Source organism: Brevundimonas sp. GW821-FHT10A07 (assembly GCF_059415785.1).
In genome coordinates, this window is record NZ_JBWKNX010000004.1 from 85,381 (window position 1) to 98,594 (window position 13,214).

Below are 13,214 nucleotides of genomic sequence, written 5' to 3' on the forward strand. Positions count from 1 at the left end.
TCGCCCGGTTGCAGGCGGCGATAATGAGGCGCATCTAGTAGCACAGGAGGGCGCGTCCGCGACAAGCAGACGCGCCGTTTGTCTTTTTCTTCCGTTGTAAACGCCGGGTGGGGCCTGGCTGGAGTCACTGTATGAAGATCGAGTTCGTCGCTGCCGTGGACGCCGCTGAAATTCTCGCCGTGCCGGTTCATGAGGACCGCACGCTCGCCGGTTCAGGCCCGGAACTGGACGCCAAGGCCAACGGCGCCCTGACCAGAGCCATGTCCAAGAGCCGTTTCGTCGGCAAGTCTGGACAGACGCTGAGCATCGCCGCGCCGTCGGGTGTGAACGCCGATTGCGTGCTGCTGGTCGGCGCCGGGGCTGCGGACAAGCTGGACGACCTGGCGGTCGAGGCCTTCGGCGGCGCCGCCTATGCGGCGGTGAAACTGTCGGGCGCCGAGGTTCTGACCATCGACGCCTCGGGCCTGACGCCGGAACAGGCCGCCCGCGTTGGCTTCGCCGCCCGTCTGGCCGCCTATCGGTTCGACAAGTACCGGACCACCCAGAAGCCCGACAAGATCCCGTCGATCACCGCGATCCGCGTCGTGACGTCGGACCTGCGCGCCGCCGAGGCCGCGCTGGAGCCCCTGTCGGCCGTCGCCGACGGCGTGATCTTCGCCCGCGACCTGGTGTCCGAACCCGCCAACGTCCTGTACCCGGCCGAGTTCGCCAAGCGCGTCAAGGCGCTGGAAAGCCTGGGTCTTGAGGTCGAAATCCTCGGCGAGGCCGAGATGGAGACGCTGGGCATGCGCACCCTGCTGGGCGTCGGCCAGGGCAGCCGTCGCGAAAGCCAGTTGGCGGTCATGAAGTGGAACGGCGGCGAGGCCGGCGGCCAGCCGATCGCCTTCGTCGGCAAGGGCGTCTGCTTCGACACCGGCGGCATCTCGATCAAGCCGGCCGACGGCATGGAAGACATGAAGTGGGACATGGGCGGCGCGGCCGCCGTGACCGGAACCATGATCGCCCTGGCCGGCCGCAAGGCCAAGGTCAACGCCGTCGGCGTGCTGGGTCTGGTCGAGAACATGCCGGACGGCGACGCCCAGCGTCCGGGCGACGTGGTCGTGTCGATGTCGGGTCAGACGGTCGAGGTGATCAACACCGACGCCGAGGGCCGCCTCGTCCTGGCTGACGCCCTCTGGTACACACAGCAGCGTTTCAAGCCGAAATTCATGATCGACCTGGCCACCCTGACGGGCGCCATGATCGTGGCCCTGGGCCTGGACTACGCCGGCGTCTTTTCCAACTCGGACGCGGTCGCCGATCCGATCCTGGCGGCGTCGAAGAAGGTGGGCGAGAATTTCTGGCGGATGCCGATCCCCGACATCTATGAACAGCACATCGACTCGAAGATCGCCGATGTGAAGAACACGGGCAACGGCCGCGCCGGCGGCTCGATCACCGCCGCCCTGTTCCTGCAGCGCTTCACCAACGGCGTGCCGTGGGCCCACCTGGACATCGCCCCGACCGCCTGGGCCAACAAGAGCCCCAGCCCCACCGTGCCGGAAGGCGGCGTCGGCTTCGCCGTGCGCACGCTGGATCGCATGGTGGCTGACGCCTACGAAGCCTGAGTTCCGGACGGTAGAGCCGGATGAGCGGCAAGCCCGAAATCTGGTTCTACCACCTGGAGCGTTCCACGCTGGACCAGGTGCTGCCGACCCTGCTCGAGAAGACCCTCGAGCGGGGCTGGCGCGCCCTGATCAAGTCGGCGCACGCCCATCGGCTGGACGATGTCGACGAGCGGCTGTGGAGTTTTCATGATGAGAGTTTCCTGCCGCATGGCCGGGCCGATCAGCCCCATGCGGATCGCCAGCCTGTGCTGCTGAGCGAATCGGGAGAGAACCTGAACGGCGCTCAGGCGCTGTTCATCGTCGACGACGCAGAACTGGGCGTGACGGAAGGGTTTGAACGATGCTTCATCATTTTCGACGGTCGGGACGAGCCGGCGCTGCAACACGCGCGCGGACGCTGGAAGACGTTGAAAGAACAGGGCGCCAATCTGGCCTATTGGCGTCAGACGGACGAAGGGCGCTGGGAAAAGGCGGCCTGATCGCCGGGTTCGTGGGACTGGGTCTGCTGGCGGCCTGTTCGACGCCCGTCGCCGACCAGCCGGCGCCCCGCACAGTCGAACGCGCCCAGCTGAACCCGCCCGTCGGCAGCCGCATGCCGACCGGCCAGACGACCGACATCTGCAAGGCCGGCGAGATGCAGTATCTGGTCGGCAAGTCCCGGACCGAGATTCCCGTGCCGGTGGATGTGGTGAACCGCCGCGTCACCTGCACCACCTGTCCTGTCAGCCAGGACTATTCGGCCTATCGGCTGAACATCTTCTACAACGCCGACACCGGCATCATCGAACAGGTCCGCTGCGGCTAGGCCGTGACGGACCCCGGAGACGACCATGAAGACCGCCTTCATCCTGAGTTCCCTGATGGCCGCCGGACTTGCGCTGTCGGCCTGCGCCCAAACGCCCGCAACGCCCCCAGCGCCGGGCGGCGAGACCGCCTTCAAGGCCTGCAAGGTCGAGGATTACCAAGCCTATGTCGGGCGCAATCGTTCGACGCTGCCCGCCGCGCCGCAAGGGCAGAGCTTCAGGGTCCTGTGCACCACCTGCGCCGCAACCATGGACTATCGCGAGAACCGGGTGAACTTCGTCTATGACGAGGCGTCGGGCGTGATCCAGCAGGTGAAGTGCGGCTGAGGCGTCAGCGGCCGACCGTATCACCGGGCCACAGGGGGCCGCTGAACCGTCTGGCCAGATAGTCCATCAGGGCCGTGACCCGCGCCGGTCGCGGCCCGCCCCCCGGCGCGACCAGGTGCAGGGCAATGGGCGCCAGTCGCCATTCGCTCATCACCGTCTCCAGATGACCGTCGGCGACGTCCTTCCAGTAGATGAAGTCCGGCTGAGGGAAGACTCCCAGGCCCGCGCAAAGCGAGGCGGTCAGGGCGTCTGAGTTGTTGGCCCGAAGCGGGCCGCGCGGTCGGACCGACACTTCCTCCCCCGCGTCATTGATGAACCGCCAGACGTCGGGGGTGGGCATATAGGCGTATCCGAGACAGGCATGACGCTCCAGATCGTGCGGATGGGTCGGGCGGCCGCGCTGGGCCAGATAGTCCGGCGAGGCCACCAGCCGGCGCTCGACAGGCCTCAGGCGACGCGCCGTCAGGGAGGAATCCGGCAGGGTGGCGATGCGCAGGGCGCAATCGAATCCGCCGCCGACCAGGTCGATCACCTCGTCCGACAGATGCAGGTCGACAGAGACGTCGGGATGGGTGGCCAGAAACTCGGGCAGGGCGGGGGCGACATAGGCCATGCCAAAGGACATGGGGGCGGCCACCCGCACGAGGCCGCGCGGCGTTACCGACATGTCCAGGGCCTCCGACACCGCCCCCTCGGCCTCGGCCAGCATCAGGCCCGCGCGCGCCGCCAGGGTCCGACCCGCGTCGGTCAGGGAGAAGCGGCGCGAGGTCCGGTGCAGCAGGGTGGTCTTCAGCTGCTGCTCCAGCCGTGTAACCGCCTTGGACACGGTCGCCTTGGACATTCCCATTACGTTGGCCGCGCCGGAAAAGGACTGGGCCTCCGCCACCTTGGCGAAGATGGCCATGGCCTCGAGGTCGGGCAGGCGGGACATGGCGGCCTCTGCGTTGGAAACGATGAGTTTCAGGTGTTTCTATTTCTGTTCGGTCGTCGATCTCTATCTTGGCGTCAAGTCAATGACGCCGGGACGGCCCGGCCTGAGGATAGACCGATGATCGAGCGTAGACCGTTTGAATCGCTGGGCGGCGCCAACCATGGCTGGCTGAACGCCAAGCACCACTTCTCCTTCGCCAACTACTATGATCCCAAGCGGATGAGCTGGGGCAATCTGCGGGTCTGGAACGACGATGAAATCGCCGCCGGCACCGGTTTCCCGCCCCATCCGCACGCCGATATGGAGATCATCACCTATGTCCGCGACGGGGCCATCACCCATGAGGACAGCCTGGGCAACAAGGGCCGCACCGTGGCCGGGGACGTCCAGGTGATGAGCGCGGGCACCGGCATCCGTCACTCGGAATACAACGCCGAGCCCGATCTGACCCGGATCTTCCAGATCTGGATCGAGCCGACCAAGCGTGGCGAGGCGCCCAGCTGGGGCACCAAACCCTTCCCCAAAGGCGAACGTTCGGGCCAGTTCGTGGTCCTGGCCTCGGGCTTTGCAGGTGATGCGGACGCCTTGTCGATCCGCACCGACGCCCGGATCGTGGCGGCGACCCTGAACGCCGGCGACAGCGCCGACTACGCCCTGGGATCGAACCGCCGCGCCTATCTGGTTCCGGCCAAGGGCGAGATCGAAGTCAATGGCGTTCGCCTGAACGCCCGCGACGGCGCTGCGATCGCCCAGGAGGATGTCGTGACCGTCAGGGCGATCTCGGACGCCGAGGTCGTGCTGGTGGACGCGGCCTGACGACGAACGGCGCCGGGCGGGACGAACCTGCCCGGCGCCGTCATTCGCCCGTTTCTGTGATCAGAGTCCGACGGCCCAGTCTGTGGCGCGGACCAGGCTGTCGACGATGCCCGGCTCCGACGAGGCGTGGCCGGCGTCGGCGACGATGTCCAGCTTCGCTTCGGGCCAGGCCCGGTGCAGGGACCAGGCGCTGGCGATCGGGGTGACGACATCGAACCGGCCCTGGGCGATCCAGCAGGGGATGTGGCGCATCCGGTCCACATTCTTCACGATCCAGCCGTCCTCCGGAAAGAAGCCCGCGTTGGTGAAGAACCAGTTCTCGATCCGGGCGAAGGCGACCGCGAATTCGGGTTCGGCGAACTTGTCCGGCCTGGCGTTGGGGCCCTCGACGCTGACCGTCTCGCCTTCCCAGCTGGACCAGGCGACCGCGCAACGTTCGCGGTCGGCGACGTCGTCACCGATCAGCCGCTTGTAATAGGCGCCCATCAGGTCGCCCCGTTCGGCTTCGGGTATGGGGGCGACGAACCTTTCCCAGGCGTCCGGGAAGATCATCGAGGCGCCGTCCTGATAGAACCAGTGCAACTCCTTCCTGGTCAGCAGGAAGATGCCCCGCAGAACCAGGGCCAGGACGCGCTCAGGATGAGTGATGGCGTAGGCCATGGACAGGGTCGAGCCCCAGGACCCGCCGAACACCACCCATTTGTCGACGCCGCACCGTTCCCGCAGCCGCTCAATGTCCTCGATCAGGGTCCAGGTGGTGTTGTTTTCCAGCGAGGCGTGGGGGCGGGATTGGCCGCAGCCGCGCTGATCGAACATGATGATCCGATACTGGGCCGGATCGAAATAGCGGCGCATGCCGGGATTGACGGCGCCGCCGGGTCCGCCGTGCAGCACCAGAACCGGCCGGCCCTGCGGATTGCCGCTTTCCTCGTAATAGATTTCGTGGACGCCGTCGGTGGTCATCCAGCCTGAGGCGAAGGGTTCGATCTCGGGGTAGAGTTCGCGACGCGGCTCGACGGGCGTGGGGAAGGCCATGCTTGCGAGGTCTTTCTATTGGGCCCGTATGCGGCCGTACTGAGGGTTAGGAACGAAATGCCGCAAAGCCCAGGCAAAGCCAACCGGCGATCATGAGCAGGCCGCCGATCGGAGCGACGGCGCCCATGACGGGCAGACTGAGCAGGGCGACGAAGGCCAGGGCGAGCGAGAACACAAGTCCGCCCGCCGCGCCCAGCCAGCCGGCGATCCGCGCCCATCGACCGCCGCCGGTCCACAGGGTGCAGGCCAGGGCGAAGACGGCGTGGGCCAGTTGATAATGGGCGCCGGTGGACAGCAGCGTCTTGACCTGCGGCCCGGCGCCGTGGGCCGCAAAGGCGCCCAGGGCGACGGCAAGAGCCCCGTTCAGGGCGGCGAAGACGATCAGATTGCGACTCGGTGTCATGCAAGGAACCTAGCCTGACGAATCCGGGAAGTCTGCTATGCGCGGGCGATGGAATTGGGATCCAGATCGCGCGCGGCGCTGCAATATGTCCTGATGTTCGGCGGATTGGGCGTCAGCCTGCCCTACGCCGGCCTCTGGATGCGCGCCCAGGGACTGAGCGGGGCGGAGATCGGCGTCCTTCTGGCCGCCCCCATGCTGGGACGGCTGATCACGGGGCCTGCCCTGGCCGTCTGGGCCGACGGCTTCCGCTATCGCCGCACGCCCATAGCCCTTCTCGCCGCCCTGGCCGGCCTGGGATACGGAGCGGCGGGTCTGTCCGAAGGATTCGCAGCCTGGGCGGTCTGCTGGTTCATCGGCGCGACAGGCGCGGCGGCGATCATCCCCCTGACGGACGTTCTCACCCTGAGACTGGCCCGTCGTGAAGGATTCAGCTTCGCCGTGCCGCGCGGTTTCGGCTCCGCCGCCTTTGTCGCGACCAATATCGCCGTGGGGTTCGTCCTGCGGGCGACGGGGCCCGAGGCGGTCATCGTCGGCGTGATCCTGGCCTGTCTGGGCATAGCGGTCGTGGCCTGGCGGGTGCTGCCCGCCGAGCCGGTGCATGACGGCCCTCCGATCCCCGGCTGGGATCGGTTTCGCGGCATGGGGCGACTGTTGAAAGATCCCGTTCTGGTGACGGCCCTGGTCGCCATAGGCGCGGTGCAGGCAGCCCACGCCTTCTACTATGGTTTCTCCGCGATTGTCTGGCGGGGGCAGGGGATTGAACCGCATCTGACGGGGCTGTTGTGGGCCTTCGCCGTGGCGGCCGAGATCGGCTTCATGTGGATTGTCGATCCCTGGCGTCGTCGGCGCGGGATTGGAGCCTGGCCGCTGCTGGCGCTCGCTGCGACGGCGGCCGTGCTGCGCTGGGGGCTGATGGCGGCGGCGCCCCCGTTGTGGATCCTGTGGCCGCTCCAGGCGCTGCACGCCCTCAGTTTTGCGGCCAGCTATCTGGCCGGGATCGAACTGATCGAACGGCTGGCCCCACGCGACAGCCAGACGGCGGCCCAGACCCTGAGCTCGACCCTGTCGGCGGGGGTGTTGATCGGTCTGGCTACCCTGGCGAGCGGTCCGTTGTACGACGCCTATGGCGCGGGCGGATACTTGGCGATGGCCGGCCTGGCCGGATTGGGCCTGATCGCTGTCATGGCCTTGAAGCCGATGCTGGTTGCTCGGGCTAGGTTCGAGGCGACAGGGCCATATGGCCGGCCATGATCGAGGCGGCGGCCTTGACCGCCTTCTTCACCGCCGTCTCATCCGCGGACGCCGGAGACCGCAACAGGCCCACGGCGGGGGTGTGCGGTCCATCGTCGAGGTCGGCGAGGATGCGATAGAGCAGATAGGAGCCCGCATCGTCCTCAGCCTCTGACGAGGCCTCGGCGGGCAGGCCGGAGGCATGAAGGGCGCGCAGGATGTCGGCGACGGGAGCGGTGGTGCGGGCCAGGCCCGGACCGGTGACAGACAGACGGTCCTTTCGGTCCAAGGCCCTGTTTTCAGCCCGCATCTGGATGCGGAAGGCGGCGCCCTTGTGCGTGCGACCGACCAGGAGAACGGCGCGGCAGCGCCCGTCTTTCAGATCCGCGCCCAAGGTGTCGGCCAGGGCGTCCGGATCGCCCATGGACACCCGGATCGTGCGGGCCCCCGGGGGACTCCAGGCTTCGCCGGAAAGATCCTCGACCAGATCCCAGCCGGAATCGCCGTCATAGGTGCAGATCGCAATTCCGGGGCGTCGGTCAGGCCGGTTGGGGCCTTCGGTCTCGTTCGTCATTTCGACCTTAAACCCCGCCCACCGCGTGACGTTTTCGTGACCGAGGCAGGTGGCTCGAACTTGGGTCCGCCGTCAAGCCTCAACCGAGGTCTCCAACGGCCGCGTCCAACAGCATGAAGGCGCGACCCCCGTCAGAGGCGAGGCGGTTCTGCACGGCCTGAGCGTCGCCGCTGCGCGCGTAGGTGGATATGTCCTGAGAGAAGACGGCCACATAACGCTCGGCGTCGGCGCGCAGTTCGGGGTCGCTGAGCACACGGCGCGAGACGCTGCGGACGGCAGCCGGCGCCACACGGCGCACGATGCGACGCGCGCCGTCGGCGTCGCCGTCGCCCAGCAGACGCGCCGCCTCTTCCACGCGTGAACGGGGCAGGAGCGCATTGGGATCGACGCCCATGCGGCGGATCGCGGCCGCGACCCGGTCCGACAGGGCGGCGGTTTCCGCAGGGCTGGCCGTCGGCGTGTCCAGATCCAGAGGCGGATCGTCGCGGCCGCCGGACACCAGATCGTTCCAGTCGAGGCCCGCGTCCGGCGCAGGCGCAGCGCGCGGCGTTTCCGTCGGGGCCAGACGCAGACGATTGCGAAGCCCGAAGCCTCTGTCGGCCGCCCTGTCTTCCGGCGAGGGCTCGGTCGGCGTGGCGCTTCGCGGCTGCCGATGGCGTTCCGGCTCAGGCGGAAGCTCGCGAATCCGGCCGGTCGGGGCGTCGCCCGAGACCACCCCCATCAGGCGCACGGCCTCGGTCAGCATGTCATAGTTGCGGCGGACCCGTTCCTGGAAGCCGACATCCAGGGCCTCCGTGTCTTCGGCGGCCTTGCGCGAGGCGGCGGCGAGGGAGGCCAGGCCTTCCTCCACGCTGGCGCGGACGGCGTCGACGCGGGCGCGCGCCTGTTCCGGCAGACGCGCGGCGCGTTCGTCCACATCGGCGACGGCGGTGTCGATCTCGGACAGAGCGGAGTTAAGGCGGTCCACCAGGTTTTCCAGCCGTTTGACCATCCGCTCGCCGGCCTCGTCCACCAGGCCCGAGGTCTCGCCGACGATGCGACGGGCGTCCTCTATACGGGCGTCGGCGGCCTGATCGGCCTTTTGGGCCGCCTCGAACAGGGCCTCGCCAAGCCGGTCGGCGCGCAGTCGCGCCTGTTCGGCGGCGTCGGCGGCGGCGGCGCGGGAATCTTCGGCCGTGGCGCGCATCTGTTCCAGCGCCCGGCGGGTTTCCTCCATCAGGGTGTCGCGGGCGTCGGCGGCCAGGGCCTCGAACCGATCCAGCGAAACCTTGGTTGCGGCGTCGAAACCGTCGGCCTCGCGTTGGGACATGTCCACCAGGGCGCGGAACTGGTCGCCGGCGGCTTCCAGGATTTCGCGCAGGCTTTCGATCGAGGTCTGAGACGTCCGGCCCATTTCATCGGCGGCTGTGCGTGTCGCCGACAGATTTTCGACGAACTGGGCCCGCTGGCTCTCGACCTGGGCGGAGAAATCTTCCTGATCGGTGCGCAGGGCGTAGGCGGCCGTGACCAGGGCGGCCCGCTGCTGGCTCAGCCCCTGTTCGACCGACTGGATCTGTTCGGCCACGCCGGAGCCGGCGTTTTCCAGCCGGATGGTCTGGCGGGCCAGGTCGTCGGCGGCGACGCGGGCGGCGTCCTGGGCCTCGCCGGCCGCGGCGGCCAGATCGGCGGCGCGAGCCGCCAGGGCGGCCTCGGCCTCGCGGAGCTGGGCCTGGGCCAGGTCGGAGGCGTCGGCGACCATTCGCGACTGCCGCTCGACCGCATCGATGACGCCTGTGGCCTGGCTGTCGAGATGGACGCCCAGGGTCTGCATCTGATCACGCTCGCGAGCGAGGTTTTCGGTCAGGCGACGCGCCGTGCGGGCGGCGTTCTCGGCGGCCGCGTTCAGGCGATCCGTCTCCTCGGCCAGGGCCTGGCGCAACAGGACCATGTCGTTGCGGGCGCGTTCGGCCGCGAGGGCTGCGTGGTCGATATCGGTCCGCAGGGAATTCAGCACCTGGCCGGTCTGCTGGGCGGCCAGGGCGGTCGGCGCGACCAGGGCCTCGGCCATATCGCGGGCGCGCCGTGTCTCGGCGGCCAGACCGGCGCCCTGACGTACGGCGTGGGCCAGCATTATGGCGAGGCCGGCCGGCGCCAGCGCCATCAGGGCGTAGATGGCGAAGCGCAACGGATCCAGGTCCGCCGCGCCGGAGCCGAACTCATACGCGGCCCATGAAGCGACGCCGCCGATCCACAGGGCCGAGGCCAGGACGGCGATCAGATAGGCGGTCCGGCCGCTCGCGGTCGCTGCAGCACGCGCGGAAACGCTCGATCTCAGGGTTTGAGGCGACGACAGCTCGAACGGCGCCGGGGGCTTGCCTGCGGCCACGGCCATCTCGACAGCGGCGGAAGATTCAAACGTCGGTTCCGGATCGATCTCCGGCGCGACGGCCGGGACGACGTCAAGGGATTCGACGGGCGGCGGGGCAGGCTCGGCCTCGGGCAGGGGCTCCGGCTTGGGTTTCAGAGCGGCGGCGGCGCGTTCCTCGGCCTGGCGCGCCTCTTCCGCCAGACGGCGGCGGCGGCGTTCGGACATGGGCCGTTCGGGCGGCCTTACGGGCAGGGGCTCCAACTCCGCATGCGGCTCGGCTTCAATCTCGGGCGTCGGCCCGACCTCGACCTCGATCTCGACGTCAGACGCAGGCGTGTCCGGCATCTCGAGGGGCGGGACGGCCTCGTCGTTGGTCAGTTTAAGCGGCGGCCGGTTACGGGATTTCATCAGGCGTCGAGCTCGATTCATGCGCGTGGCGCGCGAGAACGCGCCGATTCGACCCTAGCGGGTCAAAACCCAAGGTCCAAGCCGTACAGATTCAACAGACGTGGACTGTTCGCGATCAGCAATCGCGCCTGGTATCTGCGCTGAAGGCGGCGGACTTGTCCGGACGGCAGTCTGCGCTGCGATGGACTTCGCGTTCCGCAGGCTGGGGCGAATGGATGTCGACGCCGAACTGCGACAGTACGGCAGCCGCCAGCAATGCGATGAAGCCAGCGATCAGTTCCACCAGCGCCTGCATAGACGGCGTCTCCAACAGCCCCCATGGCCGATTGTTTTATGCGCCTGTTTGGCGAACGTCACAATCCCGCCGCGTAAAGATTGACCGGGCGTGGCGTGCATGAAACGGAGAAGAGGAGGGCGTCCGCATCGCGGTGTCATGCGAATCGGGCAGGCAGGCTGAATGACCCAAGACGGCGACAGCTATGACGGCAGTCTGCTGACCCCCGGAGCGGGCGTCTGGCGCAGCGAGATCGCGCACAGGTTTTCCATCCTGATGGAGAACGAAACCTATTTCGACGCGCTGTCCTCCGCCCTCCAGAAAGCTGAACGGTCGATCGTCGTCCTGGGTTGGCAGTTCGACCCCCGCACCCACCTGGATCCGGAGACCCGGCCCGGCGAAAGACAGCATGAGATCGGCCACCAGTTGCGCATGCTGGTGAAGCGCAAGCCGGACCTGGACGTCCGGCTGCTGATCTGGAAGTCCCCGTTGCTGATTGCGGCGTCCCAGGGCTTCTATCCCCACCGCGCCCAGCGCTGGTTCCGCAAGCGGATGGTCGAGTTCCGCATGGACGCGCCTGGCCCCATCGGGGCCTGTCACCACCAGAAGGTCATCGTCATTGACGACCGCGTCGCCTTCTGCGGCGGGGGCGACATCTCGACGGATCGTTGGGATTCCGTCGAACATCTGGACGGAGATCCGCGTCGCGCCCTGCCGAACGGCGTGATCTGCAAGGCCCGCCATGAGGTGATGTGTGTGATGGATGGGCCGGCCGCGCGCGCTCTTGGCGATCTGGCGCGCGAACGTTGGTTCAAGGCGACCTGGGAACGGACCGTGCCGGACGAGGTGGAGAGCGATCCCTGGCCTGACGGCGTGCCGGTGCAGATGACCGAGGCGCCGGTCGGCATCGCCCGCACCGAACCCAAGTGGAGCGGCCGCCACGAGGTGCGCGAAAACGAGGCCTTGCACCTGGAGGCGATCCGGCGGGCGAAACGACTGATCTATTTCGAGAACCAGTATTTCACCTCGCCGATCATCGCCGCCGCCCTGGCCGAGCGACTGGCCGAGGTCGACGGTCCGGAAGTGGTTGTCGTCTCTACCGGCAAGAGCCCCAGCTGGTTCGACAGCATGACCATGGATACGGCCCGCGCCGAGGTGCTGTACCGGCTTGAACAGGCCGACAAATACAATCGGTTCTTCGCCTTCGCGCCTTTGACGGCGGAGGGCGACCGCATCATCGTTCACGCCAAGGTGTCGATCATCGATGATCGGCTGTTGCGGATCGGATCGTCCAATCTGAACAACCGGTCGATGGGGCTGGACACCGAATGCGACGTCGCGGTCGAGCCGACCGATGCGGCCGGCCGCGCGGTCATCGTCCATCATCGCCATCGCACCATCGGTCACTGGATCGGCGTCCCAGCTCAGGATTTTGCGGCTGTGGAGGGGGTGCTGGGGTCGACGGGCGCGGCCATCAGCAGTTTCGGCAGTGACCGGCTCAAGTCCTTGGGTTCGGATCCGCCGACGCGGATCCAGCGGATCTTCGCCGAATGGCAACTGGGCGACCCCACCTCATCGACCGACGCCTGGCGGCCCTGGAAAAGGCTGAACCGTTCGCACCGCACGCGGCCCGCGTCGGAAGGCGGCCAGGCCCCCGGCTAGGGGCCTCGTCCTAGCGGGACGGCTGGACGATCTCGAAGTCGATGATCAGCGGCAGGTGATCCGAGGCGACCCGAGCCAGGGGCGAGAAGTCCGCCTTGACCCCTGTGATGCGGATCTCCGGGCTGACGAAACAATGGTCGATACGGATGGCGGGGAAGCCCGAGGGGAAGGTCTTGACCGACGGCTTCAGGTTCAAAAGGCGCTGACAATCGCCCAATCGGCGCGCCAGCGTCTGGTAGGGCCGGGTGATCGAAGTGGCGTTGAAGTCGCCTGCCAGCAGGGTGGGGCCGGTGCAGCCGGCCAACCAGCCGTCGCCCGCAAGGGCCGCCGCCTGCAGGCGTTGTTCACGCGGGACCAGGCCCAGATGGGTGGTCAGCACATTGACCCCGACGCCCTCGATCTGGATCTCGGACCAGATGGCGCCGCGCGGCTCCAGGCCGGGGATGCCGCGCACCGTGGGCAGGGCGTCGGCGCGGATCAGCTTGTCCGGATGCGGCGTCAGAATGGCGTCGCCATACAGTTCGGCCTCGACCCTCATGGCCGGATGGAACCGCGAGGTCATGGCCAGGCTTTCGGCGATGGCTTCGGCCTGATCCACCTTGCCGGTACGGGCCCGGCCCACGTCCAGCTCCTGAAGGCAGACGATGTCGGCTTCGTGCTCGCCGATCACGGCGACGATGCGATCGACATCCAGACGCTTGTCCGTCCCGACGCAGCGATGGACGTTATAGGTCAGAAGGCGGGGCATGATTTCCCAGGGACGTGTCCGAATCCAGCGGACGGCTAGGCCTTTTGGC

General features: G+C 67.8%; 14 protein-coding genes. 7 read left to right on the forward strand and 7 right to left on the reverse strand.

The genetic code is table 11. The features are described 5' to 3' along the window. Window positions 1–131: 131 nt before the first annotated feature. The 4 genes from AC07NC_RS04460 to AC07NC_RS04475 are packed head-to-tail and all read left to right on the forward strand — an operon-like array spanning window position 132 to window position 2,737. Window positions 132–1,607 (forward strand): leucyl aminopeptidase, encoded by a 1,476-nt coding sequence (locus AC07NC_RS04460; RefSeq protein WP_154725400.1) that lies wholly within the window; start codon window positions 132–134, stop codon window positions 1,605–1,607. A 20-nt stretch (window positions 1,608–1,627) separates the two neighbouring features. Further along, window positions 1,628–2,086: a DNA polymerase III subunit chi gene (locus AC07NC_RS04465; protein WP_035308464.1), complete on the forward strand. Its 459-nt coding sequence runs from the start codon at window positions 1,628–1,630 to the stop codon at window positions 2,084–2,086. 11 nt (window positions 2,087–2,097) lie between these two features. After that, window positions 2,098–2,412 (forward strand): hypothetical protein, encoded by a 315-nt coding sequence (locus tag AC07NC_RS04470; RefSeq protein ID WP_008259400.1) that lies wholly within the window; start codon window positions 2,098–2,100, stop codon window positions 2,410–2,412. A gap of 25 nt (window positions 2,413–2,437) precedes the next feature. Beyond that, window positions 2,438–2,737: a hemolysin gene (locus AC07NC_RS04475; RefSeq protein ID WP_292147706.1), complete on the forward strand. Its 300-nt coding sequence runs from the start codon at window positions 2,438–2,440 to the stop codon at window positions 2,735–2,737. A 4-nt stretch (window positions 2,738–2,741) separates the two neighbouring features. Here the strand turns inward: AC07NC_RS04475 and AC07NC_RS04480 are convergent, their stop codons facing one another. Beyond that, window positions 2,742–3,668, reverse strand: a complete 927-nt coding sequence (locus tag AC07NC_RS04480; RefSeq protein ID WP_494568711.1) for a LysR family transcriptional regulator — start codon at window positions 3,666–3,668, stop codon at window positions 2,742–2,744. A gap of 117 nt (window positions 3,669–3,785) precedes the next feature. Between AC07NC_RS04480 and AC07NC_RS04485 the strand changes: the two genes are divergently transcribed. Continuing rightward, window positions 3,786–4,484, forward strand: a complete 699-nt coding sequence (locus AC07NC_RS04485; protein ID WP_154725398.1) for a pirin family protein — start codon at window positions 3,786–3,788, stop codon at window positions 4,482–4,484. A gap of 60 nt (window positions 4,485–4,544) precedes the next feature. Here AC07NC_RS04485 and pip read toward each other — a convergent pair whose 3' ends face one another. Continuing rightward, on the reverse strand, window positions 4,545–5,519 hold the full coding sequence (pip, locus tag AC07NC_RS04490; protein ID WP_494568712.1) for a prolyl aminopeptidase: 975 nt from the start codon (window positions 5,517–5,519) through the stop codon (window positions 4,545–4,547). A 46-nt stretch (window positions 5,520–5,565) separates the two neighbouring features. Further along, window positions 5,566–5,922 (reverse strand): DUF423 domain-containing protein, encoded by a 357-nt coding sequence (locus AC07NC_RS04495; protein ID WP_494568713.1) that lies wholly within the window; start codon window positions 5,920–5,922, stop codon window positions 5,566–5,568. A gap of 48 nt (window positions 5,923–5,970) precedes the next feature. Between AC07NC_RS04495 and AC07NC_RS04500 the strand changes: the two genes are divergently transcribed. Beyond that, window positions 5,971–7,173: an MFS transporter gene (locus AC07NC_RS04500; protein WP_372704500.1), complete on the forward strand. Its 1,203-nt coding sequence runs from the start codon at window positions 5,971–5,973 to the stop codon at window positions 7,171–7,173. Here AC07NC_RS04500 and AC07NC_RS04505 read toward each other — a convergent pair. The 3 genes from AC07NC_RS04505 to AC07NC_RS04515 form a co-directional block, all read right to left on the reverse strand. Next, on the reverse strand, window positions 7,136–7,726 hold the full coding sequence (locus AC07NC_RS04505; RefSeq protein WP_008261987.1) for a C15 family peptidase: 591 nt from the start codon (window positions 7,724–7,726) through the stop codon (window positions 7,136–7,138). The genes AC07NC_RS04500 and AC07NC_RS04505 overlap by 38 nt on opposite strands. 79 nt (window positions 7,727–7,805) lie before the next feature. Further along, window positions 7,806–10,481 (reverse strand): tipN, encoded by a 2,676-nt coding sequence (locus AC07NC_RS04510; RefSeq protein WP_494568714.1) that lies wholly within the window; start codon window positions 10,479–10,481, stop codon window positions 7,806–7,808. 115 nt (window positions 10,482–10,596) lie between these two features. Continuing rightward, on the reverse strand, window positions 10,597–10,776 hold the full coding sequence (locus tag AC07NC_RS04515; protein ID WP_494568715.1) for a hypothetical protein: 180 nt from the start codon (window positions 10,774–10,776) through the stop codon (window positions 10,597–10,599). Window positions 10,777–10,938: 162 nt separating this feature from the next. On the opposite strand from AC07NC_RS04515, the gene AC07NC_RS04520 reads away from it, so the two are divergent. Next, on the forward strand, window positions 10,939–12,417 hold the full coding sequence (locus tag AC07NC_RS04520) for a phospholipase D-like domain-containing protein (protein WP_008262671.1): 1,479 nt from the start codon (window positions 10,939–10,941) through the stop codon (window positions 12,415–12,417). 10 nt (window positions 12,418–12,427) lie between these two features. Here AC07NC_RS04520 and AC07NC_RS04525 read toward each other — a convergent pair whose 3' ends face one another. Continuing rightward, window positions 12,428–13,165: an endonuclease/exonuclease/phosphatase family protein gene (locus AC07NC_RS04525; protein WP_494568716.1), complete on the reverse strand. Its 738-nt coding sequence runs from the start codon at window positions 13,163–13,165 to the stop codon at window positions 12,428–12,430. Window positions 13,166–13,214: the final 49 nt, after the last annotated feature.